This window comes from Bacteroides sp. An269 (assembly GCF_002159755.1).
Taxonomy (GTDB): Bacteria; Bacteroidota; Bacteroidia; order Bacteroidales; family Bacteroidaceae; genus Phocaeicola; species Phocaeicola intestinalis.
Genome location: NZ_NFJG01000016.1, coordinates 18,018 through 42,739, shown reverse-complemented (window position 1 = coordinate 42,739; position 24,722 = coordinate 18,018). Strand labels below are relative to the sequence as shown.

At 47.4% G+C, this 24,722-nt stretch carries 20 protein-coding genes and 2 tRNA genes; 11 read left to right on the top strand and 11 right to left on the bottom strand.

Features of this window, described 5'->3' with window-relative positions; genetic code table 11:
• Window positions 1-150: 150 nt before the first annotated feature.
• The 7 genes from B5F71_RS05335 to mutY form a co-directional block, all read right to left on the bottom strand.
• Window positions 151-1,932: an ATP-binding protein gene (locus tag B5F71_RS05335; protein ID WP_087208269.1), complete on the bottom strand. Its 1,782-nt coding sequence runs from the start codon at window positions 1,930-1,932 to the stop codon at window positions 151-153.
• Between the two features lie 107 nt (window positions 1,933-2,039).
• The gene (locus tag B5F71_RS05330) at window positions 2,040-2,726 is read right to left on the bottom strand and encodes a response regulator transcription factor (protein WP_022038766.1); all 687 of its coding nucleotides are present in this window, start codon (window positions 2,724-2,726) and stop codon (window positions 2,040-2,042) included.
• A 188-nt stretch (window positions 2,727-2,914) separates the two neighbouring features.
• Window positions 2,915-3,964, bottom strand: coding sequence for a type I asparaginase (locus B5F71_RS05325; protein WP_087208267.1), 1,050 nt, complete (start codon window positions 3,962-3,964; stop codon window positions 2,915-2,917).
• Between the two features lie 392 nt (window positions 3,965-4,356).
• Window positions 4,357-5,031, bottom strand: a complete 675-nt coding sequence (locus B5F71_RS05320; protein WP_022038768.1) for a 4'-phosphopantetheinyl transferase superfamily protein — start codon at window positions 5,029-5,031, stop codon at window positions 4,357-4,359.
• Window positions 5,018-6,355 (bottom strand): gliding motility-associated protein GldE, encoded by a 1,338-nt coding sequence (gene gldE / locus B5F71_RS05315; RefSeq protein ID WP_087208266.1) that lies wholly within the window; start codon window positions 6,353-6,355, stop codon window positions 5,018-5,020. Before gldE ends, B5F71_RS05320 begins: the two co-directional genes overlap by 14 nt.
• A 42-nt stretch (window positions 6,356-6,397) precedes the next feature.
• A complete protein-coding gene (locus tag B5F71_RS05310; RefSeq protein WP_087208264.1) occupies window positions 6,398-6,829 on the bottom strand; it encodes a single-stranded DNA-binding protein in 432 nt (143 codons plus the stop codon).
• A gap of 11 nt (window positions 6,830-6,840) precedes the next feature.
• Window positions 6,841-7,902, bottom strand: coding sequence for an A/G-specific adenine glycosylase (mutY, locus tag B5F71_RS05305; protein WP_087208282.1), 1,062 nt, complete (start codon window positions 7,900-7,902; stop codon window positions 6,841-6,843).
• Between the two features lie 178 nt (window positions 7,903-8,080).
• Here mutY and B5F71_RS05300 point away from each other — a divergent pair, with 178 nt between their 5' ends.
• A complete protein-coding gene (locus B5F71_RS05300; RefSeq protein WP_022038772.1) occupies window positions 8,081-8,356 on the top strand; it encodes an HU family DNA-binding protein in 276 nt (91 codons plus the stop codon).
• Window positions 8,357-8,615: 259 nt separating this feature from the next.
• Window positions 8,616-10,190 carry an Rne/Rng family ribonuclease gene (locus tag B5F71_RS05295; RefSeq protein WP_022038773.1) on the top strand — a complete coding sequence of 525 codons (1,575 nt, stop codon included), beginning with the start codon at window positions 8,616-8,618 and terminating at the stop codon, window positions 10,188-10,190.
• Between the two features lie 98 nt (window positions 10,191-10,288).
• On the opposite strand, the gene ffh is transcribed toward B5F71_RS05295, so the two are convergent.
• From ffh to B5F71_RS05280, 3 genes are all read right to left on the bottom strand, one after another.
• A complete protein-coding gene (gene ffh / locus B5F71_RS05290; protein ID WP_087208262.1) occupies window positions 10,289-11,614 on the bottom strand; it encodes a signal recognition particle protein in 1,326 nt (441 codons plus the stop codon).
• Window positions 11,615-11,802: 188 nt separating this feature from the next.
• Window positions 11,803-13,125, bottom strand: a complete 1,323-nt coding sequence (locus B5F71_RS05285; protein WP_022038776.1) for an MATE family efflux transporter — start codon at window positions 13,123-13,125, stop codon at window positions 11,803-11,805.
• Window positions 13,126-13,487: 362 nt separating this feature from the next.
• Window positions 13,488-13,868 carry a 2-amino-4-hydroxy-6-hydroxymethyldihydropteridine diphosphokinase gene (locus B5F71_RS05280; protein WP_087208261.1) on the bottom strand — a complete coding sequence of 127 codons (381 nt, stop codon included), beginning with the start codon at window positions 13,866-13,868 and terminating at the stop codon, window positions 13,488-13,490.
• Between the two features lie 378 nt (window positions 13,869-14,246).
• Here B5F71_RS05280 and B5F71_RS05275 point away from each other — a divergent pair, with 378 nt between their 5' ends.
• From B5F71_RS05275 to B5F71_RS05235, 9 genes are all read left to right on the top strand, one after another.
• The gene (locus B5F71_RS05275) at window positions 14,247-15,500 is read left to right on the top strand and encodes a phosphoglycerate kinase (RefSeq protein WP_087208259.1); all 1,254 of its coding nucleotides are present in this window, start codon (window positions 14,247-14,249) and stop codon (window positions 15,498-15,500) included.
• Window positions 15,501-15,625: 125 nt separating this feature from the next.
• Complete coding sequence (gene hemW / locus B5F71_RS05270) at window positions 15,626-16,759, top strand: radical SAM family heme chaperone HemW (RefSeq protein WP_087208257.1); 1,134 nt, start codon at window positions 15,626-15,628, stop codon at window positions 16,757-16,759.
• Window positions 16,760-16,869: 110 nt separating this feature from the next.
• Window positions 16,870-18,240: a TrpB-like pyridoxal phosphate-dependent enzyme gene (locus B5F71_RS05265; protein ID WP_022038780.1), complete on the top strand. Its 1,371-nt coding sequence runs from the start codon at window positions 16,870-16,872 to the stop codon at window positions 18,238-18,240.
• Window positions 18,241-18,569: 329 nt separating this feature from the next.
• Window positions 18,570-18,641, top strand: a tRNA-Glu gene (locus B5F71_RS05260).
• A gap of 39 nt (window positions 18,642-18,680) precedes the next feature.
• Window positions 18,681-18,752, top strand: a tRNA-Glu gene (locus B5F71_RS05255).
• A gap of 105 nt (window positions 18,753-18,857) precedes the next feature.
• On the top strand, window positions 18,858-19,142 hold the full coding sequence (locus tag B5F71_RS05250) for a hypothetical protein (RefSeq protein WP_087208255.1): 285 nt from the start codon (window positions 18,858-18,860) through the stop codon (window positions 19,140-19,142).
• Window positions 19,132-19,470 carry a type II toxin-antitoxin system RelE/ParE family toxin gene (locus B5F71_RS05245; protein ID WP_013616102.1) on the top strand — a complete coding sequence of 113 codons (339 nt, stop codon included), beginning with the start codon at window positions 19,132-19,134 and terminating at the stop codon, window positions 19,468-19,470. The genes B5F71_RS05250 and B5F71_RS05245 overlap by 11 nt, the downstream gene beginning before the upstream one ends.
• Before the next feature lie 16 nt (window positions 19,471-19,486).
• Window positions 19,487-20,905 (top strand): RNase adapter RapZ, encoded by a 1,419-nt coding sequence (locus B5F71_RS05240; protein ID WP_087208252.1) that lies wholly within the window; start codon window positions 19,487-19,489, stop codon window positions 20,903-20,905.
• A gap of 159 nt (window positions 20,906-21,064) precedes the next feature.
• Window positions 21,065-21,799, top strand: coding sequence for a nucleotidyltransferase family protein (locus B5F71_RS05235; RefSeq protein WP_087208250.1), 735 nt, complete (start codon window positions 21,065-21,067; stop codon window positions 21,797-21,799).
• 60 nt (window positions 21,800-21,859) lie between these two features.
• Here B5F71_RS05235 and metH read toward each other — a convergent pair whose 3' ends face one another.
• The gene (gene metH, locus B5F71_RS05230; protein ID WP_087208247.1) at window positions 21,860-24,610 is read right to left on the bottom strand and encodes a methionine synthase; all 2,751 of its coding nucleotides are present in this window, start codon (window positions 24,608-24,610) and stop codon (window positions 21,860-21,862) included.
• Between the last annotated feature and the right edge of the window lie 112 nt (window positions 24,611-24,722).

Sequence of the window (24,722 nt, the reverse complement as noted above, 5' to 3'; positions counted from 1 at the left end):
TTTTACGTAATTTAGAAAGGCTACAAAGAAAAATTTCTATAAGAAACTGTCTTGAATTTATCATGTGCTGATTTGGGATGAGTTTTTAAGGCATTTCCGCTTCTGTAACTGGCGTTTTCTTTACCGGCTTTAACTTCTGCAAGTCCCGTATCATTCTTCTTTGTTTTTCTGTAGAGTGAACACGAATTCCAGTCCTCCACTCGGATTGTTCTTGGCGAAAATGGTTCCTCCGTGGAAGAGTACGGCGTTTTTTACGATGGCAAGTCCCAGTCCAGTGCCTCCAAGCTTGCGCGAGCGTCCCTTGTCTATCCGGTAGAAACGTTCGAAGATGCGGTTCAGGTGTTCTTCGGGTACGCCTACTCCTGTATCGGAAAAGCTGAAATAGTAGTATTTCTCGTCTTCGCGGAAACAGTTGATGCGGACGGTCACACCGGTTCCTGCGTATGCAATGGCGTTGTCCATCAGGTTACGGAAGATGGAATAGAGGAGCGAACTGTTTCCGTTGATGATAAGTCCGTAGGGCACTTTGTTGATGACCGTGATGTGTTTTTCTTCCAATGCCAGTGCCAGCTCGTTCAGCATATTCTTCAGCATCAGGCTCAGGTTTACCTGTTCGCGTTCTACCAGGTTCGGGGCTTCATCCATGCGTGTCAGCACCGAGATGTCACGCAGCAGGACGGTGAGTCGGTTGCTTTGCGCATAGCTTCGTTCGAGGAATGCCTGCATTGTTGCCGGAGGCAGGTTGGGGGTGTTTAGTATTGTTTCCAGGTATCCCTGTATGCTGCTGACTGGTGTCTTCAGTTCATGGGCGATGTTTTGGGTGAGTTGCCGCTTCAGGCGTGCCTGTTGTTCTTCCTGTGAGATGTCGTTGATGGATATTTCGAATGAGTGATCTTGGAAAATGATGCATTCTACCGAAAAAGAACGTCCGTTCTTGTCCACATGAAGCGATAGTTTTTTCTCTTCTTTGCTGAAGTTTCCGTCGTTGCGGTTCAAAAAGTCGGTAATGGGATGCAGTTCGGCAATGTTGAACACTTCTTCGGTCGAGGTCAGGTTGTGGTCGGAGATCGTGTTGGCATATTGGGTAAAAAGGTTGTTTACCAGTATTTCTTTTCGCTCGCGGGTGAAGACCCCCAATCCTTCATGTGAGGTTTGCAGGTGCGATATCAGTTTCTCGCGTTCGATATACAGAGCTTCTTTGGCACGGTGCAGGCGCTGGTATATCTTGATGATGTGTTGGGAGATTTCGCCCAGTTCGTTTTTGGGGAACGATTCAGAAATGTCGATCGGTTCGTTGCGGTCGGCACGTAGGGCGAATTGTTGCAGTCGGGTGATGGACATCCCCAACTTTCGGGTGTAGCGGTAGAACAGGATGACCAGCATCAGGCTGATGGTCAGTGTAAACCATACGAATTCCGAGTCGGCTTTGAGGTGCTTGCTTAGGCTTACGTTGTAGGGCAGTGCTGAGCGGATGATGAGTTGTTGTGAAGGATAATAGTGTGCCGAATAGAAATATTCTTGCCCTTCGATGCTGGCAGAGATGCGGTTGATGTCATAGCCGCTTCCATACATCAGTGCGTCTTGCACCTCTTTACGGGTACGGTGGTTCTCAAACTTGCTTACATCGGGTTGGATGTTGTCGTATATCACTTTACCTTGGGTGGTAATGATGGTTACACGGATATCGGGAATGATATGGGTAACAACGTATTGTTGCAATGAATCGGTATCGAGGGACTTGCACGAGGTGATGAAGTCATACATCCGGTTATTGTAATTCTGTAATTGCATGTTCAGCAAATCGCTCTTGTATGCTTTTTCACGCTGGTATTGAAAAACGAGGAAGCACGTCGCGAAGATGACGAACAGCAGGATGACCGACAGGAAAAGCCGTTTACTGAACGGTAACAGACGGTATATCAGTTTAGTCATAAGCTTTTTTTTAGGTACTAGTTGACTAGGTACTAGGTAGCTAGGCTCTAGATACATCGGCAGAATTGTTTAAACCTAGTACCTGATTCCTAGTGTCTGAAAATAATTTATTCGCATTCGAAGCAATAGCCGTATCCCAGACGGGTAACGATATGTTTGCCGTATTCGCCGATTTTCTTGCGCAGGCGGGTGATGTTAACGTCTATCGTGCGGTCGAGCACGTACACCTCATCGTTCCACACCTTCGAGAGGATGTCCTCGCGAGAGAACACACGTCCTGAGTTTTGGAGCAGCAGCAGTAGGATTTCGAACTCTTTCTTGGTGAGTGAAACTTCTTCGCCGTTGATTGTCACCTTTTTCTGTGGCACATTGATGACCAGTCCCTTGTATTGCAGTTCTTCACTGTCTTTCAGCTGGAGGTTGGCGGTGCGGCGCAATACGGCTTTCACGCGCATGATGACTTCGCGTAGCGAGAATGGCTTCGAGATATAGTCGTCAGCACCTAGGTTGAAGCCCGTGATGGTATCGTTTTCCGTGTCTTTGGCGGTAATGAAAATGATGGGGATGTTGGCGGTGTCTTTGTCTGCCTTCAGCATGCGCGCCATCTTGAATCCGGAAATTTCGCCCATCATCACGTCCAGCAGCAACAGGTTGTATTGCGTAAGGTCCAGTTTCAGGGCCTCTTCTGCCGAGTTGGCAGTATCGACTTTGTAACCCTCCATTTCGAGGTTGAACTTCAGGATTTCGCACAAATCGTCTTCATCGTCTACTACAAGGATTCGGTATTCGTTCATGGTTCTGTTTTTTTAGTTAATAATTAATAGTTAATAATTAATAGGGTATAATGGCGATATTTGCCTTTATTAACTATTAATTGTTAATTATTAATTAATAGAAAATCTGTGTAATCTGTGGTGAAAAATTCACTTGCAAAGATGAGGCTTTCTTGTTTCGGTATTGTGAAATAGGTATTACAATCCGGTTACAAAGTAGGGCGGGTAAACTCTCCGGCAATGGGACGGCTCAGCTCGTTGCGCACCTGTTGCGGGGTAAGCCCGTGCCCTAACAGGAACATCAGTTTGGTGAGCACACTTTCTACAGTCGAGTCGTATCCGCTGATGACGCCCGCGTCCAGCAGGTGCAGGCCGGTTTCGTAGCGTGCCATTTCCACCATGCCTGTAGGGCATTGCGAGATGTTGACGATAATGATGCCGCGCTCCGTAGCTTCTTTCAGCAGGCGGATGAACCAGGGCTTTTGCGGGGCATTGCCCGAGCCGTAGGTCTTCAGCACCACAGCCTTCAGTCCCGGGGTGCGTAAGACGCCCTGTACGATGTTTTCCTGTATGCCGGGGAAGATGGTGAGGATGATGACATTGGTGTCGAACACGAAGTGGGGGTGCATCGGCACATCGGGATGCGCTTTGCGGATGCGGTCGTATTCATACTTGATGTGGATGCCTGCCGTAGCGAGCGGGGGATAGTTGTACGAGCGGAAAGCGTTGAAGTTCTCGGCGTTGATTTTCGTCGTGCGGTTTCCGCGCAGCAGCAGGTTTTCGAAGAAGATGCACACTTCGGGCACCACTGCCGTACCGTCGGGATGCTTTGCTGCGGCAATCTCGATAGAGGTTATCAGGTTTTCTTTTCCGTCGGTGCGCAGCACGCCGATGGGCAGCTGGCTTCCTGTCAGGATGACCGGTTTGCTCAGGTTTTCCAGCATGAAGCTTAGTGCAGATGCCGTATATGCCATGGTGTCCGTTCCGTGCAGGATGACGAATCCGTCGAAGTTATCGTAATTGTATTGGATAATCTTGACCAGTTTTGCCCACAGTGCCGGTTCCATGTCCGATGAGTCGATGGGTGGGGTGAACTGGTACGAAGATATCCGGTAGTTGAACCGCCGCAGTTCGGGCACGTTTTCCTGAAGCTGGTCGAAGTTAAAGGCTTCCAAAGCCCCTGTTTCGGGGTTTTCTATCATACCGATGGTTCCGCCGGTATATATAAGGAGTACGGATGGATAGTCGGACTTAATCATAATTCGTGTCTGTTTTGTGCATGCAAAGGTACGAAATAGCGTGCGAAATCCGAAATGTTTTCTATGGTAAATAACAAAATGTTTGCCTTTGAGTGAGGAATTGAAAGCCCAGATGGGTATTATTGTGGCTAATTGATAGCTTATATCTCAGTCAGCTAAATTTGTAAATCAGTGTAGACAAGAAATGAATTTGTAATTCCGGATAGAATCATAGCAAGGCGCATCCGGTTGCGGAAGCCTGCGGATAGAGGTGCGTCGGCAACGCATATAGGTCCATCCGCTGTAAGATTATTAATCTTCAGGCTGCAAGATTATTAATCTTACAAGCGGAAGATTATTAATCTTACACCAGACGAGGTTGTCCCGTGTCTTGGGCAAAATGCGGATATTCATTAAAAATATTTCTTTGCCTGCACACTCCACGTGCAGACAAAATCAGGATGAACCATATAACAGACCTGATAACTTGCCGGCGGAAAAGATTTGTATGCACCAGCAACAAAATCCCCTTGCTGCTGAAGATGAAAAGGCATGACACGCAAGTGTTCCCTGAAATCGACTTCTTCTTCTCCCATCAGCTTGTAGAGCGTTTCCTTTGCCGACCAGTGCAAGAGCATATAATATAAGGTGGAGGTACGTGAATCTCCGGCAAACCCTTTTACCGCTTCCGTCTCTCCGTCCAGCTCTTCGGCACACATGAAACGGCCGGCAATCCTCAATACCCGGTCTGCCACCTGCTCGATATCCACTCCTACTTCGGCAGACGGATGCAGTGCTACAGCCACATACCCCCTGGTGTGAGAAATCGAAAGCCGATAGCTCTGGTCTGTAAGGAAAGGTTTGCCCGAAGGAAAATGCCCGACCTGTTTCTCTTCACCGCACAATGCCTTAAGCAATACACGCACCGCAAGATACTCGGTACGGCGTGACTCTGCACGCAGTGCGGACAGTTCAGCATCGTAAGGCAATGAGTCACCCAACATCGCACGCAACTCTCCGCCGGTTTCTTCCACCTTCCAGATGGCAAACACAGCGCCATCGCTTTTCCAACTCTTAAACAGCGACATTCTTCCGGGTTACTTTTACTTTCACAATACGATGGGCATTCATCTGAAGCACTTCGAACACAAAATCCTTGCAACGGATAATCTCATGCAGTGCCGGGAACTCTCCTTTCAGTTCGAGCACCAGTCCTGCCAAAGTATCGGCATCGCCAGCCAGCTCTTCGAAATCATCCGGGTCGACATCCAATATCTTATAGAAATCGGACAGCAACGTTTTCCCCTCAAAAACATACACGTTATCCGAAACCTTTACATAGCTGCGTTCTTCTTCGTCATATTCATCATTGATTTCCCCAACGATTTCCTCGATAATGTCTTCCATCGTGACCAGCCCCGATGTACCTCCAAATTCGTCCACCACAATCGCTATATGGATCTTGTTTGCCTGAAAATCACGCAACAGGTCATCAATCATCTTGGTCTCGGGCACGAAATAGGCAGGCCGTATCAAGTTCTGCCACTTGAAAGTGTCGTCTTTTTCCAAGTAGGGCAACAAATCCTTAATATACAGAATGCCCTTTATATTATCGCGCGATTCTTCATAAACGGGGATACGGGAGTATGCATTGTCCACCACACACCTGATGACTTCCGAAAACGGGGTGCCGATTTCCAAATCTACCATATCCAGCCGCGAAGTCATTACCTCTTTTGCCGTTTCCTCTCCGAAACGGATGATGCCTTCCAGCATATTGCTTTCTTCCGAAATCTCACGTTTGTCGGTCAGCTCCAAGGCTTGCGAAAGTTCGTCCACAGAAAGGCCGGTCTTTTTATGCTTCTGCGCCATCCTGTTCACAAAAAAGGCAGAACGTACCAGAATGTCTGAAAAGGGACGGAAAACCCTACGCAGGAAGACAATGAGAGGCGCTACTTTCCGGCAGAACCCCAACGAATCTTGTGCCGAATAGATGCGAGGCATAATCTCGCCGAACAATAACAGCAGGAATGTCAAGACGATGACACAAAAGACCAGCCGCAACCCCTCTGCCTCTTCCCCACGCATCACATCGGAAAAGAAGAAAGCCCCCAGCACGACAATCGTCACATTGACGAAATGATTGGATATCAGAATCGTTGCAAGCAGACGTTCCGAGTCGTCCAGCAACTTACGGATACGCTTGTCGGCCGCCGATTTTTCTTCATCCACTTCTTCCCTGTCGTTTTCAGACAAGGAGAAGAAAGCTATCTCCGAAGCCGAGACAAGACCGGACACACACAATAACAACACAGCCAGCACAGCAGCTGCCAACGCTCCTACGGAAGGAGATGCAAACGTGAAGCCGCTACACCACTCTTCAATGATAGATAAACACGAGTCAGGATCCAAAACAAAAAATTTTAGTTAAACATCAGGTTTATATGCCATCGGTCAGAAAGGCAAATCATCAGAAGTGCCAGCCTGCTGCGCCGAAACACTCGCCTGCTGTGCCGCAGCAGGCTGGGAAGGGGCGGTTGCCGGCTGGGGAGAACGCGGAGTCAGCATCTCCATATTATCGGCAAAGATTTCCACCACATAACGCTTGATGCCGTTCTGGTCGTCATACGAGCGCGAGCGTATCTTTCCTTCAATATAAAGTTTGTCCCCCTTGTGTACATATTTCTCGGCAGTCTCTGCCAGTCCGCGCCACAACACGATGTTATGCCACTCCGTACGTTCGGGCACCTGCGTGCCGTTTGCCAATGTATAGGCTCTGTCTGTAGTGGCCAAAGGGAAAGCGGCTACCGCCACCCCATTATCCAAATAGCGTACATCCGGGTCTTTCCCGACATTTCCAATCAATTGCACTTTATTCAATGACATATCTAAATCGTTTACTGATTATTTGGTTTCAAAATTACAGAAAAAAAACGAGATATCAAACGCGGAACCGCAAATTTGTGCAAATCGCCGACCGGGACGCATTGGAACGCCCCCTGCGGCATCCCCCCCGGGGCGATGCGCACTACATAACAGTCGGCATAAATCACCCGATGTGACAAGACATGCTTCACCTGCTTTGCCACCAACCGCACAGACAAGATTTCGCATTCCGCAAAAAGCTGCCTGTATGCCGGCAGCACGCATACCTCTTCTTCTTCCATCGCCCGTCCGGTTTCTATCAACGGGAACTCATACAGGTTGTGCCAGATATCCCCCGCCTCCCGCTTGTGCAAGAAGGTATCCCCGCCGGCATCTATATAAAAATAAAGGAAATACCGGTTGCTCACTTTGGTTTTGTGCTGCTTGCGCGGAAGCACATCCACCAATCCTTTCTGCAATGCCACACAGCTGTCTGCCAACGGACAGAACATGCACGAAGGGGATGAGGGCACGCACTGCAAGGCTCCAAAGTCCATTATTGCCTGGTTGTACAGGGCAGGAGCAGACTTTTCGAGCAACTCTCCAGCCAATGCCGCATAAAGTTTCTTGCCTTGCGTGGTGTCAATCGGTTCTTCTACCCCCAGCCAGCGTGAAAGCACCCTGTACACATTGCCGTCGACCACGGCACAAGGCATACCGTAGGCAAACGAGCAAATGGCGGCGGCGGTATAATCGCCCACTCCTTTCAATTTACGTACCTCTTCGTAAGTATCCGGGAAAGTCCCGCGCGCAGCTATTGAACGTGCCGCCTCGTGCAGGTTCCTTGCCCGTGAATAATAGCCCAACCCCTGCCAATATTTCATCACTTCGTCTTCACCGGCCGCAGCCAAAGCAAACACGTCCGGAAACCGCCGGATAAAACGGCAGTAATAATCGTACCCCTGTACCACACGCGTCTGCTGGAGTATGATTTCAGATATCCATATTTTATAAGGGTCTTTCGTGTCCCTCCACGGCAAATCCCGCTTGTTCTCCTCATACCAATGTATCAAGGTTTCACCGAACCGATTCATAACTTTTCCATTGCTTTTGATTAAAAACACTAAAAACATCTGCAAAATTACAGGTTTTAAGGATGCTTGAAACAGTTTTTTAAAATTTTGTTCGAAAGAAATTTTTCCATAAGCGAGAAAAGCTATATATTTGCAATCCAAAAAATTAAGATAACGTATAACAATAATTATTAGCGAAATGACTAAAGCAGAGATTGTAAACGAAATTGCCAAAAGCACCGGCATTGACAAGCAAACGGTACTCACTACGCTGGAAGCATTTATGGATTCAGTAAAGACGTCATTATCAAATGATGAAAACGTATACCTCCGTGGATTCGGCAGTTTCATCGTGAAGAAAAGAGCGCAGAAGACTGCCCGGAACATTTCAAAAAATACGACCATCATCATTCCGGAACACAACATTCCGGCATTTAAGCCAGCAAAGACGTTTACTCTTTCAGTAAAGAAATAATTAACATTAGTATTAACCCTATAAAATTTTGAAGCTATGCCAAGCGGAAAGAAAAGAAAAAGACATAAAATGTCAACTCACAAACGTAAAAAAAGACTGAGAAAGAACAGACACAAAAGCAAAAAATAATTGTTAGTCTGTCCGACTTCAATAAAGAACAAACTTGCAAAGCTCCTTCATAGTCTTTCAGGTTTGTTCTTTGTGTATTGAGAATCTTTTGTTTCAAAAAAAGTATTAACCCGTAAACTAAGTATAACAAGTGACAAGCGAATTAGTAGTAGATGTACAGCCGAAGGAAATCTCCATAGCTCTGCTGGAAGACAAGAACCTGGTAGAGTTCCAGAAAGAAGAAAGAAACCTTTCCTTTTCCGTCGGCAATATGTACGTGGGCAAAGTCAGAAAGCTGATGCCCGGACTGAACGCCTGCTTCATAGATGTCGGTTTCGAAAAAGACGCTTTCCTTCATTACTTAGACCTCGGACCTCAATTTCTTTCTTACCAGAAGTATCTGAAACAAGTTATCAGCGACCGAAAGAAGCTTTATCCCATATCGAAGGCATCCATGCTGCCCGATATTGAAAAGGACGGAAGCATCTCGAACGTCCTGCAACAAGGACAAGAGGTTATCGTACAAATTGTCAAAGAACCCATTTCCACCAAAGGACCGAGACTGACCTGCGAATTGTCGTTCGCCGGCAGATACCTGGTACTGATCCCGTTCAATGATAAAGTGTCGGTATCGCAAAAAATCAAGTCGAGCGAAGAACGCGCACGCCTGAAACAATTGCTGCAAAGCATCAAGCCGAAAAACTTCGGCGTCATCGTACGCACGGTGGCAGAAGGGAAGCGCGTGGCTGAACTGGACGCCGAACTGAAAGTATTGCTGAAACACTGGGAAGAGACCATCACAAAAGTACAAAAGGCAACCAAAATGCCTACACTGGTCTACGAAGAGACAAGCCGCACGGTAGCCATGCTGCGCGACCTGTTCAACCCTTCGTACGAAAACATCTACGTGAACGACGAGACCGTTTACAATGAAGTAAAGAATTATGTAGCCCTGATAGCCCCCGAACGTGTGGGTATTGTCAAGCTATACAAAGGCCAGCTTCCCATTTTTGATAACTTTGCCATCACCAAACAAATCAAGTCATCGTTCGGCAAAACCGTTTCTTATAAAAGCGGGGCTTATCTGATTATCGAACATACCGAAGCGCTGCACGTAGTGGACGTGAACAGCGGTAACCGTTCGAAATCTGCCAACGGACAAGAAGCCAATGCCCTCGATGTGAACTTGGGCGCAGCCGATGAGTTGGCGCGCCAACTCCGATTAAGAGATATGGGAGGAATCATCGTTGTCGACTTTATCGACATGAATCTTGCCGAGAACCGTCAGAAACTGTACGAGCGTATGTGCCAGAACATGCAAAAAGACCGTGCCAAGCATAACATTCTGCCCCTCAGCAAATTCGGTCTGATGCAGATAACGCGCCAGCGCGTGCGTCCGGCAATGGATGTGGCTACTGATGAAGACTGCCCCACCTGCTTCGGCAAAGGAAAGATAAAGCCTTCCATCCTGTTTACAGATACACTGGAAAGCAAAATTGACTACTTGGTCAATAAGTTGAAGGTCAAGAAATTTACATTGCACATCCACCCCTACGTGGCTGCTTACATCAACCAAGGCATCATGTCGCTCAAGCGGAAGTGGCAGATGAAATACGGCTTCGGAATCAAGATTGTCCCGAACCAAAGCCTTGCCTTCCTGCAATATAAATTTTATGACGCGCACAACGAAGAAATAGACATGAAAGAGGAGTTCGAAATCAAATAGACAAGCAAACAAAGAACCTCCCAAAAACAATTATCCCCTTGCCTGCTCCTTAACAACATAAGGAAGGCAAGGGGATAATCCGTAAGATACACTTCCCGTTATTTCCGTTTCATTTTCTGCATCATGCCTGCCATCTTGCTGCCCGTTACCATCTTCATCATCTTGCGGGTCTGGTCGAACTGCTTCAAGAGGCGGTTCACTTCCTGAATGCTTGTTCCGCTACCTTTGGCAATACGGTTCCGGCGGCTTCCGTTCAGGATTTCAGGATGTGTGCGCTCTTGGGGAGTCATCGAATAAATAATTGCCTCAATGCTCTTAAAGGCATTGTCATCAATATCGATATCCTTAATCGCCTTTCCTACGCCCGGAATCATCGAAGCCAGTTCTTTCAGGTTACCCATCTTCTTGATTTGCTGGATCTGTCCCAAAAAGTCGTTAAAGTCGAACTGGTTCTTCTGGATTTTCTTCTGCAAACGCTTGGCTTCTTCCTCATCGTATTGCTCTTGTGCACGCTCTACCAACGAAACGATGTCGCCCATACCCAGGATACGGTCTGCCATACGTGCCGGATGGAAAAGGTCGACGGCATCCAGTTTCTCGCCCGTACCAACAAACAGGATAGGCTTGTTTACCACCGTACGGATGGAAAGGGCGGCACCGCCACGCGTATCACCATCCAATTTGGTAAGTACCACACCGGTGAAGTCGAGACGTTCGTTAAATTCACGGGCTGTGTTCACCGCATCTTGTCCGGTCATCGCATCCACCACAAAAAGGGTAGCATCCGGAGTGATGGCATTTTTGATAGCGGCAATCTCGTTCATCATCTGTTCGTCTATCGCCAACCGGCCGGCTGTATCGACAATAACCAGGTCATACCCTTTCGCCTTGGCTTCCTGAATGGCATTCAAGGCTATCTGTACCGGATCTTTGCTGTCCGGTTCGCTATAGACCGGTACTTCCACTTGCCCGCCCAGCACTTTCAACTGGTCGATGGCAGCCGGACGGTAAACATCACATGCTACCAGCAAGGGCTTACGGTTCTTCTTCGACTTGAACATCCGTGCCAGCTTGCCCGAAAAGGTTGTCTTACCCGAACCTTGCAGACCCGACATCAGGATAACAGCCGGACGGCCTTTCAACTCCAGCTCCACCGTATCGCCTCCCATCAGCTTCGCCAGCTCATCGTGAACAATCTTTACCATCAACTGGCTGGGCTTCACGGCTGTCAGGACGTTCTGCCCCAGTGCTTTCTCTTTTACCGTATCGGTAAAGTTCTTTGCCACCTTATAGTTTACATCGGCATCCAGCAACGCACGACGTACATCTTTCAGGGTCTCCGCCACATTGATTTCGGTGATTTTGCCTTCACCTTTCAATATCTTGAACGACCGCTCCAGTCTTTCACTTAAATTATCGAACATAATTCTATTTACTATTTAGCGATTTACTATTTACTATTTAGCGATTTATTATTTACTATTTAGCGATTTACTATTTACTATTTAGCAATTTACTATTTAATTTTTATGCCACAGAGGCACAGAGATGTACGCCGTCTCTGCACCCAATAAAAAAGCAGCGTGCAAAAATAGTAAAAAACTTGCAGGCTTCAAATCTTTTTGTTCTGCCATTTCGCTTTTTTCAGATAAATCACACTGAAAACCAACATCAGGGTATAGTAAATCACTTCGGTAGTGAAACAAATCTCCACCGGAGCCTGCACCACCATGCCGATGATGATGATGTAGAGGGCATAAAACACCTGTATGCCAATTTCGAGCACCAATGCCGCCTGTGTATTACCTGTTCCCGAAATACCGTTGAAATACACATTGGAAAGTGCCGCAATCAGCATCGCCACGCACACTACATAAAGTGCCAGTTCCGATTCATGAAGCAATGCCTCCTCGCCTGTATATACCGAAAGGATGGCATGAGGAAATGCCACGCACAACACTACACAAACCACCATGATGAGGAACGACATCCGGGCGATGCGGTTCAGCAGATGCATCACCTTCGACACACCTCCCGAACCGATAAGGTTGCTCACCAACGAGTTCGCCGTAGTAGAAAGTGCCTGCACCGGAATAAGCAAAACGACGTAGACACTGCGCACAATATTGGCTATCGCCAGCTGGCGCTCGCCCAACCGCTCCAGTGCCATAAAAAATACGAACCAGATAGCCATCGAGAGGAAATACTGCACCATCGTGAAACAGGAAATATGCAAGATACGCACCACCATGTTCCAGTCGAACTGCCCGAAGCGGTGCAGCCCGTACTTATGAAGGTCTATCTTCGCATAGGTATATACAAGGTAAAACACCAGCGAAGACGCCTCGGCTATCACCGAAGCCAGTGCCGCCCCGCGCACACCCATCTCGGGGAAACCCCACTCACCGAACACCAATACATAGTCGAGTATTACATTGACCGCAGCCATGACCACAGCACTCATCGTAAGCACTTTCGTCTTAGTAATACCTATATAAAGGGCACGGAACATCACGTTGACAAATGCAAACAGGAACCCCCAGATGCGCCACGTAAAAAACTCGTAAGTAGCATGGTAGATATTGTCTGATGTAATGAGCAGGCGTATCAGAGGCTCGGCAAACAGATACATTGCCGCCAGCAGCACTACCGCCATCCCGAAACTAAAGGCAGAGCCCTGCCACATAATCGGCCCCACGGCATGGTAGTTCCCCTCACCATTACGCCGCGCTATAAGAATCTGCGAACCCACACTGAAACCGAAAGCCACCGTATAAATGCAGATATACAGCAGTCCACCCATAGCCGAAGCTCCCAGTGCCACTTCGCTCACATGTCCCAAAAAGGCAGTATCGGTCACGTTGATGACATTCTGTGCCAGCAATCCCAAGAAAATGGGATAAGTTACATTCCATATTTCTTTGTTCGTGTACATAACAGATTGTTTGATGATATAATTCTTGAAACAAGCGCACAAAGATACGGATTTTATACATACAAACCTAATCCTACTCTTTTCCCCAGGCCTGGAAACTGTCTCTGCTATACTATAGGTATAGATATATTTACTATTTTTCGATTTACGAAGTACGATTTTATAGTAAAACAAAATTGGTTTGCGAAAAATTCTTGATGTATTGTCATAATCGAATGGAGTTTCCATTGGAAATGGGCACTCAGCATGACAAATGATTTTTCGCAATTCATTTTTGATTGACTATAATATCAAAATAGTAAATAATAAATTGTCAAATCGTAAATTAATAAATCTGTGGTGATAAATCGCACAAGCCGTTTTTATATCTCCAACCCATGTAGTGCCAGGTGCACATATTTTTTTTGCATGTCGGCAGGTTTGCATACGACACCATCTATCATCAGCAGGTCAATGTCGAGTGGAATAATCCCTGTCTGCTTACTGGCAGGAGTGCGCCCGCAAGCTTTTTCTATGTCCTTGAAAAAGCTCCTCAAAGTATCTGGATCCCAAGTGGTTTCAAACAGTGCCGCCCGGTTGAGATAAGGAGCATGATGTATGCTCCCTTCGGGTGCGGTCTGTATGGTTTTCCCCCATCGGATACAAGGAAAATAATGTCTTAATACTTTCTCGGCTATATTCATATGCATTTCCGCATGGTAATTCGACCCGATACACAAGACACATTGATGCATTTTTTCCATAAATAGTTCTTTTAATCTTTCCAACCTGCCAGAAACTGCCCGGAATCCGTCCAAGAATAACGGTATAGCGTCCATAAATACATGAAACCGGCACTGCCTGAAAAACAATGCAAGTTATAAAAAAGATCATAAACCCGCAAAAAGGGAGCCGAAAACATTCACTTCAGAACGGAACAGGATGATAAATACCATTCTGCAACCAGCCTGAATGACGCGCCAAACACAGACAACTTACTTTACCATACGAACCCGCCTTTTTTAAAACAAAATAACAAAGAGGCAGAAAATAATCGGGCGAAATACATGTCGGATAGTTTTTTTTCTTAACTTTGCGGTGCAACTGAAATGCAAACACTTTAAACAAAAAATATTGAGACTATGATGACTATTGACAAATTCAACTTTGCCGGAAAGAAGGCAATCGTCCGCGTGGACTTCAATGTACCTTTGGACGAAAATGGTAAGATTACCGATGACACTCGTATCCGTGGCGCTCTGCCTACCTTGAAGAAAATCTTGGCTGACGGCGGCGCTTTGATTATCATGTCGCACATGGGCAAGCCCAAAGGCAAAGTAAACGCCAAATATTCGTTGAGCCAGATTGTTGATGCTGTATCAGCAGCTCTGGGCACTCCGGTTCAGTTCGCTCCCGACTGCGCCAAAGCACAGGATGCAGCCGCAGCCTTGAAACCGGGCGAAGTATTGTTGCTGGAAAACCTCCGCTTCTATCCCGAAGAAGAAGGCAAACCCGTAGGCATCGAAAAAGAAGACCCTGCTTACGAAGCCGCTAAGAAAGAAATGAAGGCTCGCCAGAAAGATTTCGCCAAAACATTGGCTTCGTATGCAGACTGCTACGTAATGGACGCATTCGGTACGGCTCACCGCAAACACGCTTCTACAGCCGTTATCGCCGACTATTTCGATGCAGACCACAAGATGCTGGGTTACCTGATGGAAAAAGAAGTGAAAGCCGTTGATAACGTATTGAAAGACATCAAACGCCCGTTCACCGCTATCATGGGTGGTTCGAAAGTTTCTACCAAAATCGGTATCATCGAAAACCTGATGGATAAGGTAGACAACCTGATTCTGTGCGGCGGTATGACATTTACTTTCGCTAAGGCTCAAGGCGGCAAGATCGGTAAGTCTATCTGCGAAGATGACAAGCTCGACCTGGCTCTCGACATCATCAAGAAAGCAAAAGAAAAAGGTGTAAACCTGGTATTGGGTACCGACTGTATCGCAGCTGATGACTTCAAGAACGATGCCAACACACAAGTTTGCCCGGCTAACAACATTCCTGACGGATGGGAAGGATTGGATGCAGGTCCTGCAAGCCGCGAAGCATTCAAGGCTGCTATCGTAAATGCCAAGACTATCCTGTGGAACGGTCCTGCCGGCGTATTCGAATTCGATAACTTCACAGGCGGTTCGAAAGCCATTGCAGAAGCCATTGCAGAAGCTACCAAGAACGGTGCCTTCTCACTGATTGGTGGTGGCGACTCTGTAGCTTGCATCAACAAGTTCGGCATGGCAGACCAGGTATCTTACATCTCTACCGGTGGCGGTGCATTGCTGGAAGCCATCGAAGGCAAAGTATTGCCGGGTGTAGCTGCTATCTGTGGCGAATAATGGTAAGAATATAAAATAACACTTACATAAGAATTGTCATCCTGAGCAAAGCGAAGGATCTCACATCCACAGATGTACACGAGATTCTTCACTTCGTTCAGAATGACATTTTTTTTACTTTTTTCATGGCAGGCATCTATCTACACATCCCCTTCTGCAAACGGCGGTGCATCTATTGCGATTTCTTTTCGACGACCCAAAGCGGACAGACAGACCGATACATCGAAGCATTATGCGCTGAACTGGAACAACGGAAAGATTATCTTGAAGATGAAGAAATCGAGACCGTCTACATGGGCGGAGGAACACCTTCACAATTGCAGGAGAAACATTTCGAAGCACTGTTCGACACCCTATATCATCATTACAGCATCCGCCTCGATGCCGAAATCACTATCGAAGCTAATCCGGACGATTTACACCCCACCTATATCCGGATGCTCCGGCACTTCCCCTTCAACCGCCTGAGCATGGGGATACAGACATTCAACGATGCCACCCTGTCTGTCCTGCAACGCCGGCACAATGCCCGACAAGCCTTGGAGGCATTCTGGAACTGCCGGGAAGCCGGTTTCGGAAATATCAGCATCGACCTGATGTACGGATTGCCGGGAGAAACACTCGCCACATGGCAAGCCGACCTGAAGCAAGCCGTCACCCTGCATCCCGAACACATCTCTGCCTACCACCTGATTTACGAAGAAGGAACACCCCTCTGGAAACTCCGCGAACAGCATCGGGTAAACGAAATAGACGAAGACTTGAGCGTAAACCTATTCACCGAACTGATTCATACACTGAAAAACGCCGGATACGAACATTATGAGATATCCAACTTCTGCCTGCCCGACAAATATTCACGCCATAACTCCAGCTATTGGACAGGCAAAACATACCTAGGATGCGGAGCTTCTGCCCATTCATATAACGGCACGTCACGCCAATGGAACATCGCATCGCTTGAAAAATACATAACAGGCATCGAAAACCATAAGCCTGATTTTGAAAAAGAAGAGCTCGACCTCTACACCCGCTACAATGATTTTATCATTACCAGCCTGCGCACCATGTGGGGCATGTCCCTGACCAGGCTCAAGACCGGTTTCGGAGAAAAACTATACGATTATTGTATCCACCTTGCCACACCCCATTTACAACAACATACTTTACAACAGACCGGCGATTTCCTGAAGCTTACCGAACAAGGTATTTTCATATCCGACAGCATCATGAGCGACCTGCTTTGGGTGGACGATTGAAACAAGATTGAACAAGATTACCCCCCTCTGGAAGAAATTTTCGTAAAAGAGGTTGCATAGTTTCACTTTTTTATCTATTTTTGGCAAAACGTTTAAAAATGTAAGTCATTATGAGCAATAAACAGAAAAGATTCATCTTACCCGAAGACGAAATACCACGCTTCTGGTACAACATTCAGGCAGATATGATAAACAAACCGCTGCCTCCCTTAAACCCTGCTACCAAAGAACCGCTCAAACCCGAAGACCTTTACCCTATCTTCGCCAAAGAACTTTGCCAGCAGGAATTGAACCAAACAGATACATGGATCGAGATACCCGAGGAAGTGCGCGACATGTACAAATACTACCGGAGCACCCCGCTAGTACGTGCATACGGACTGGAAAAAGCATTAGACACCCCTGCCCACATTTATTTCAAGAATGAAAGTGTCAGCCCAATCGGCTCGCACAAGCTGAATTCGGCACTGGCACAAGCCTATTATTGCAAAAAAGAAGGCGTAAGCAATATCACAACCGAAACAGGAGCCGGACAATGGGGAGCAGCCCTGTCGTATGCAGCCAACGTATTCGGACTGGAAGCTGCCGTATATCAAGTAAAAATCAGCTACGAGCAGAAACCATACCGGCGCAGCATCATGCAGACTTTCGGCGCACAGGTGACTCCTTCACCTTCCATGTCAACCCGCGCAGGAAAAGACATCCTGACCAAATACCCTAACCACCAAGGTTCACTGGGTACAGCTATCTCGGAAGCAGTAGAACTGGCACGCACGACACCTAACTGCAAATACACTTTAGGCTCTGTATTAAGCCATGTCACCCTCCATCAGACCATCATCGGACTGGAGGCCGAAAAGCAAATGGAAATGGCAGGCGAATATCCCGATGCCATCATCGCCTGCTTCGGCGGAGGTTCCAACTTCGGCGGCATCGCTTTCCCGTTCATGCGGCACACCATCCTGGAAGGAAAGAAAACCCGATACATTGCAGCCGAACCGGCATCATGCCCCAAACTGACACGAGGCAAATTCGAATACGACTATGGAGACGAAGCCGGATATACCCCGCTGCTTCCGATGTACACATTGGGACACAATTTTACCCCTGCCAACATCCATGCCGGAGGCTTGCGTTATCACGGAGCTGGTGTCATCGTATCGCAGCTGATAAAAGACAACCTCATGGAAGCCGTCGACATCCAACAATTGGATTCGTTCAAAGCCGGCTGCCTTTTCGCCAAAGTAGAAGGCATCATCCCGGCACCGGAATCATGCCACGCCATCGCTGCCACCATTAATGAAGCATTGAAATGCAAAGAAAGCGGCGAAGAGAAAGTGCTTCTTTTCAACCTCTCCGGACACGGCTTGATCGACATGAGTGCTTACGACCAATACCTGGCAGGCAATCTCACCAATTATAGCCTGAGCGATGAGGAAATAAACAAGAGCCTGGCAGAAGTGAATGAACTGAATAAATAATGCGGAATATAGGAATGTGCTAATGCGGGAATAAACCTCCAATGCATTAGCACATTTTTTATCCGCACATATAAATGAATGCCTTCAACCAACTGAAACCATGATGCGCTAACCGAAGATATATTACCTTGCCGTTTCAGTTATCTCCTCAAGCCATAGCAGTTATCTGATATTGCCCATGAAGCATATCTTCGTTCTGCAAACATAGGTACTTAATGGAAAAATGTGGAATTTCATCAAAAAAAACACCTCAAACGCTTGCAAATTCAAAAATAATGCGTACCTTTGCACCCGTGTTCGAGAAACACCTTCTCAACACGACAAAGGATGGCCCGTTCGTCTATCGGTTAGGACGCAAGATTTTCATTCTTGAAAGGGGAGTTCGATTCTCCCACGGGCTACTTCCAAAAACAACATCTGCCAAGGCAGAAAAGAAAGATGGCCCGTTCGTCTATCGGTTAGGACGCAAGATTTTCATTCTTGAAAGGGGAGTTCGATTCTCCCACGGGCTACCCGAAAAGAGTTATCCGAGAAATCGGGTAACTCTTTTTCGTTTTCGGATATTTTCATTACCTTTGCTGGAAAGCATATATAAAATAAGGAGAGGAGATACCTACATGAGTACCACAAACGTAAATGCGGAACTGTTCCGCCAGTTGAGTTACATCGCCGATGATGAAAACTGCATGAAGAAAGCATTGGACTATATCAGGAAACTTGCTATCCAAAAAGAGAAAGCACAGCCCCTTACCGCCACTGATACATTGGCAGAAGACATTGTGCCCTATCGCACGAAAGAAGAACTGAAAGAAGGATTCAATCAAGCTTGCCAAGAAGCAAAGCACTATAAAGATGGGAAATTGCAACTACAAACATGGGAAGAAGTATATCATGAACTATAATGTAAAACCGACTCCCTATTTCCTAAAAGAACTCAAACGCCTCAGCAAACGTTACCGATCTTTAAAAGAAGACGTAAATCTGCTTGTTGCTTCATTACATGAGAATCCATTTCAAGGAACTGATCTAGGTAAAGGACTACACAAAATCAGAATGTCTATTACTTCGAAAGGGAAAGGTAAAAGCGGTGGGGCAAGAGTCATTACACTGACCTTACTTGTTACATCGGATAAAGCAGATATATTGCTGCTCACATTATACGACAAATCCGAATGTGAAAACCTGACCGATGCCGAGCTGAAAGCCATCCTTGCACAAAACGGACTCTGAAACACCTATACGACTTATGCATCAAGAAAACATACAAACACTGTACCAAACATATACCGGACATCTCCCCGAAGACATCGAACCATTGGCTGGCGCAGGCTCTAACCGCAATTATTACCGCCTGAAAGGAAACCCGCAACTGATAGGCGTATATGGCACATCGGAAGCTGAGAACCGTGCTTTCTTGTACATGGCACAACACTTCGAGGCAAAAGGGTTGCCCGTTCCGCACGTTTATGCCCAAACCGACGATGCCATGGCTTACTTGCAAGAAGACCTGGGAGACATCTCCCTGTTTCAAGCCATTGGGCACGGACGTACAACAGGTACATTCAGCAACGAAGAAAAATCCTTGCTGAAACAAACCATCCGCCTGCTTCCACGCATACAATTCGAAGGAGCGGAAGACATGGATTTCTCCGTCTGCTACCCGCAAGCTGAATTCAACCGGCGCAGCATCCTGTGGGACTTGAATTATTTCAAATATTGCTTCTTAAAAGCCACGGGCATTGACTTTCAGGAAAATTTACTGGAAGACGATTTCGAAAACATGACGCAAGTATTGCTTGCCGATACATTTTCCACCTTCATGTACCGCGACTTCCAAAGCCGTAATGTAATGATACGGGAAGGGAAACCTTACTTCATCGACTTTCAGGGCGGACGGAAAGGACCCGTTTATTACGATGTGGCTTCATTCTTATGGCAAGCCAAAGCACGATTCCCGCAACATTTACGTGAAGAGCTGATACACGACTACTTGGACGCCCTTCATGCCTATTGCCCCATGCCCGAATCCTACTTTAGGGAACAGTTAAGGCAATTCGTCCTCTTCCGCACCTTACAAGTATTGGGTGCCTACGGATTCCGTGGTTACTTTGAACAGAAGCCACACTTCCTGCAAAGCATCCCGTATGCCATCGAAAACCTGGACCAATTATTGGAAGAGGATTTTCCGGCATATCCTTACCTATGCAAAGTGCTGAAACAATTAACCAGGCTTCCCGTATATGCCACCGAACTGAACAAGCGCAAGCTTACGGTGCGGGTCATGAGCTTTTCCTATAAGAAAGGGATTCCGGAAGACCCGTCCGGAAACGGAGGCGGATATGTATTCGATTGCCGTGCCATCCACAATCCGGGCAAATACGATGCCTACAAGCAACTGACCGGACGCGATGAGCCGGTTATCCGGTTCCTGGAAGAAGACGGAGAGATACTGACCTTCTTAGAACACGTATACGCACTGGCCGATGCCCATGTGCAACGCTTTCTGGAAAGAGGTTTTACCCACCTGAGCATCTGTTTCGGATGTACAGGCGGACAACACCGCTCGGTTTATGCAGCCGAACATGTGGCACAGCATATCCACGAAAAATTCGGAGTAAACGTAGAAGTGAACCACCGCGAACAAAATATCACTTACAAATACTAAGTAAGTATACAAAATAAATGATACTATTCGAAACACAGATTTTCGCGGATTAACGCAGATTAAGGACAGATAAATAGAATAATCATCTGCGAAAATCCGTGTTAATCCGCGTTTCTGAACTGACAGATGATATAACTAATTCTCAACATCTACTTAAACATGAAAGCCATGATATTTGCCGCCGGTCTGGGAACCCGGCTCAAGCCCTTGACCGACCGGATACCCAAAGCATTGGTTCCTGTAAACGGAATCCCCATGCTGCAACATGTCATCCTAAAGCTAAAGCAAGCCGGATTTACTGAAATCGTCATCAATATCCACCACTTTGGCGAACAAATCATCAGCTTCCTGCAAGCCCACCAGAACTTCGGCATTACGGTTCGCATCAGTGATGAAAGAGAAGAATTGCTGGATACGGGCGGAGGCATCAAGAAAGCCATTCCTTTCTTTAGCGGCAATGAGCCTTTTTTGGTGCATAATGTGGATATATTGTCAGACACCGACCTGAAAGACTTATACGATTATCACCGGCAAAGCACAAACGATGCAACCTTATTGGTCAGCCAACGGGAAACCTCACGCTACTTGTTGTTCGATAAAGACAATGCCCGCCTTTGCGGCTGGATAAACAAACAGACCCTGCAAACCAAGCCCAACGGTTTTGTCTATCATCCCGAACAACACGAAGCGTATGCCTTCAGCGGAATCCATGTCATCTCACCTTCCCTTTTCCGGTATATGGACGGACATTGGACCGGAAAATTTTCCATTACCGACTTCTATCTTCAAACCTGCAAAGAAGCACGCATCGGTGGATACATAGCACAAAATCTTCACCTGATAGATATCGGAAAACCGGAAACATTGGCGCAAGCGGAAAAACTTTTTGAATGAAGAATGAAGAATCGTTTTCAGCCGAATGGCATTTTTCATTCTTCATTCTTAATTCTTCATTTAAAAAAGCTCCAGCTTGTTTTTCCGGGCTTCTTCCAGCGATGCAAACTTTACCTGCTTCTCTTTGTTGCCTTCACGCAGTGCCTCATATTCACCTGCCAATTCTTTTACAAAAGCATCATGCGTTGCCGGATTCAGCAAGCGGGCGGCAACGGGAGCATTCAGCGATGCATCTTTCATATAAATTACCGGCCCGTGATAGACCGGAGCTATCTTCAGTGCCGTATGAAGCTTTGAAGTCGTAGCCCCTCCAATCATCACCGGAATATGCACGCCGGCACGGTCGAGCTCGCGCACCACATGCACCATTTCCTCCAACGAAGGGGTTATCAATCCGCTTAATCCTACGATGTCGACTTTCTCACGTATCGCCGTTTCTACAATCTTCTCGGCGGGAACCATCACACCCAGGTCAATGATTTCGTAATTGTTGCACGCCATCACGACCGACACGATATTCTTCCCGATGTCGTGCACATCTCCCTTTACCGTAGCTACCAGCACCTTTCCTGCCTTCTTCGCCCCTTCTTTCTTCTGCGCTTCGATGTAAGGCTGCAAGATGGATACCGCCTTCTTCATCGTGCGTGCCGTCTTTACCACCTGAGGCAAAAACATCTTGCCCGAACCGAACAGCTCCCCTACCTGGTTCATACCCTTCATCAGCGGTCCTTCGATGATGCTTACCGCATCGGGATAGCTTCCTAAAGCCTCTTGTAAGTCTTCTTCCAGATAATCGCCGATGCCTTTCACCAACGCATATTGCAGGCGCGCATCCACATCCGCATGGTTTCTCCATGCCAAATGAGCATCTGCCGCCTGTGCATTTCCGGCATTCTCTTTCTCCGCCTTCAGCTTTTCCGCCACCTCTATCAACCGTTCGGCAGCATCGGCACGGCGGTTCAGCACCACGTCTTCGATACGTTCCAAAATATCGGCAGGAATATCGGTATAAAGCACCGACGATGCCGGATTGACGATACCCATATCCATGCCTTGTGCTATCGCATGATACAAGAATACGGCATGCATCGCCTCGCGGATGTAATTATTCCCACGGAAGGCAAAAGACAGGTTGCTCACTCCCCCGCTGACATGTGCTCCCGGCAGGTTCTTCCGGATCCATCCAGTTGCACGAATAAAGTCGACGGCATAATTATTATGTTCTTCCATCCCCGTAGCTACCGCCAGCACGTTGGGGTCGAAGATGATGTCTTGCGGCCGGAAGCCTACTTGCTCCGTCAAAATCCGGTACGCGCGGCTACACACTTCTATCTTCCGCTCGTAGGTATCCGCCTGCCCTTTCTCATCAAAAGCCATGACAATAACCGCCGCGCCATATTGCTTGACCGTACGGGCATGTCCGATAAAGGCATCTTCGCCTTCTTTTAATGAAATGGAATTGACAATGCCTTTGCCCTGCACGCATTTCAGCCCGGCAAGTATCACATCCCACTTGGACGAGTCTATCATAATAGGTACGCGCGCGATATCGGGTTCCGATGCGATGAGGTTCAGGAAGGTGGTCATCTCCTGAGCGGCATCCAGCAAACCGTCGTCCATATTGATGTCAATCACCAACGCTCCGTCCTCCACCTGCTTGCGGGCGATGGACAAAGCTTCCTCGTATTTTTTTTCATTAATCAGCCGAAGGAACTTGCGCGAGCCTGCCACGTTACACCGCTCGCCTACGTTGACGAAATTGATTTCGGGCGTAACTTCCAGCAACTCCAAGCCCGAAAGCCATAAATACTTCGAAGCATCCACCCGTTGATGCGGTTTTCTGCCTTCCACCAGCGAAGCAAACCGCCGGATATAGGCTTCGGTCGTTCCGCAACATCCACCGATGATGTTCACCAAGCCCTCATCGATGTACTCTTTTACTTCCCCCTCCATTTCTTCGGGAGTCTGGTCGTATTGTCCCAGCGTATTGGGAAGCCCGGCATTGGGATATGCACTGATATAATAAGGCGCGCGGCGGGCAAGTTGCTCCAGGAATGGCTTCAATTGCTTGGCACCGAACGAACAGTTCAACCCAATAGAGAAGATATCGGCATGCTGCACCGAAGCCAGGAATGCGTCAAGCGTTTGTCCCGAAAGGGTACGTCCGCCCGTATCCGAGACCGTGACCGAAAGCATCAGAGGCACCTTGCGTCCGCATCGCTCCATCGCCTGTTCTGCGGCACAGATAGCCGCCTTCGCATTCAAGGTATCAAAAATGGTTTCTATCAGAATCGTGTCTACCCCACCTTCCAGCAATGCCGTCATCTGTTCCAGATAAGCCCCGGCAAGCCCGTCGAAGGTCAGGGCACGGTAAGCAGGATTGTTCACATCGGGACTCATCGAGCAGGTCTTGTTGGTAGGGCCTACCGACCCTGCCACCCAACGTGGCTTCTCCGGATTCTTTGCCGTATATTCATCGGCAAGCCGGCGTGCCAGACGTGCCGCCTCACGGTTGATTTCCGCACAATACCCTTCCAAATGATAATCTGCCATCGACACACGGGTGGCATTGAAGGTATTGGTCTCGATAATATCGGCACCTGCCTCCAAGTATTTACGGTGGATATCTGCTATCACATCCGGACGGGTCAGGCACAACACATCGTTGCACCCTTTCAACATGCCGGGCACCTCGCGGAACCGTTCTCCACGAAAATCCTCTTCCGTCAGTCCGTATTGCTGAATCATGGTTCCCATCGCCCCGTCCAGCACCAAGATACGTTCGTTTATCTGTTCTTGTATTGTTTTCATTGCTTCTTTTCTTAGGAACTAGTTGACTAGGGACTAGGTGACTAGGTTATAAATACAATTAGCGAAACTATTCAAAATCTAGTCCCTAGTACCTAGTCAACTAGTCCCTAAA

What these genes read in the sequence shown, in the direction of transcription:
- mutY (WP_087208282.1), bottom strand. Translation starts at nt 7,902, where the DNA reads ATGAATCGGTTCGGTGAAACCTTGATACATTGGTATGAGGAGAACAAG.
- B5F71_RS05280 (WP_087208261.1), bottom strand. Translation starts at nt 13,868, where the DNA reads ATGGAAAAAATGCATCAATGTGTCTTGTGTATCGGGTCGAATTACCAT.
- B5F71_RS05325 (WP_087208267.1), bottom strand. Translation starts at nt 3,964, where the DNA reads ATGATTAAGTCCGACTATCCATCCGTACTCCTTATATATACCGGCGGA.
- B5F71_RS05310 (WP_087208264.1), bottom strand. Translation starts at nt 6,829, where the DNA reads ATGTCATTGAATAAAGTGCAATTGATTGGAAATGTCGGGAAAGACCCG.
- hemW (WP_087208257.1), top strand. Translation starts at nt 15,626, where the DNA reads ATGGCAGGCATCTATCTACACATCCCCTTCTGCAAACGGCGGTGCATC.
- B5F71_RS05320 (WP_022038768.1), bottom strand. Translation starts at nt 5,031, where the DNA reads ATGTCGCTGTTTAAGAGTTGGAAAAGCGATGGCGCTGTGTTTGCCATC.
- B5F71_RS05335 (WP_087208269.1), bottom strand. Translation starts at nt 1,932, where the DNA reads ATGACTAAACTGATATACCGTCTGTTACCGTTCAGTAAACGGCTTTTC.
- B5F71_RS05235 (WP_087208250.1), top strand. Translation starts at nt 21,065, where the DNA reads ATGAAAGCCATGATATTTGCCGCCGGTCTGGGAACCCGGCTCAAGCCC.
- B5F71_RS05240 (WP_087208252.1), top strand. Translation starts at nt 19,487, where the DNA reads ATGCATCAAGAAAACATACAAACACTGTACCAAACATATACCGGACAT.
- B5F71_RS05250 (WP_087208255.1), top strand. Translation starts at nt 18,858, where the DNA reads ATGAGTACCACAAACGTAAATGCGGAACTGTTCCGCCAGTTGAGTTAC.
- ffh (WP_087208262.1), bottom strand. Translation starts at nt 11,614, where the DNA reads ATGTTCGATAATTTAAGTGAAAGACTGGAGCGGTCGTTCAAGATATTG.
- metH (WP_087208247.1), bottom strand. Translation starts at nt 24,610, where the DNA reads ATGAAAACAATACAAGAACAGATAAACGAACGTATCTTGGTGCTGGAC.
- B5F71_RS05245 (WP_013616102.1), top strand. Translation starts at nt 19,132, where the DNA reads ATGAACTATAATGTAAAACCGACTCCCTATTTCCTAAAAGAACTCAAA.
- B5F71_RS05285 (WP_022038776.1), bottom strand. Translation starts at nt 13,125, where the DNA reads ATGTACACGAACAAAGAAATATGGAATGTAACTTATCCCATTTTCTTG.
- B5F71_RS05330 (WP_022038766.1), bottom strand. Translation starts at nt 2,726, where the DNA reads ATGAACGAATACCGAATCCTTGTAGTAGACGATGAAGACGATTTGTGC.
- B5F71_RS05275 (WP_087208259.1), top strand. Translation starts at nt 14,247, where the DNA reads ATGATGACTATTGACAAATTCAACTTTGCCGGAAAGAAGGCAATCGTC.
- B5F71_RS05300 (WP_022038772.1), top strand. Translation starts at nt 8,081, where the DNA reads ATGACTAAAGCAGAGATTGTAAACGAAATTGCCAAAAGCACCGGCATT.
- B5F71_RS05265 (WP_022038780.1), top strand. Translation starts at nt 16,870, where the DNA reads ATGAGCAATAAACAGAAAAGATTCATCTTACCCGAAGACGAAATACCA.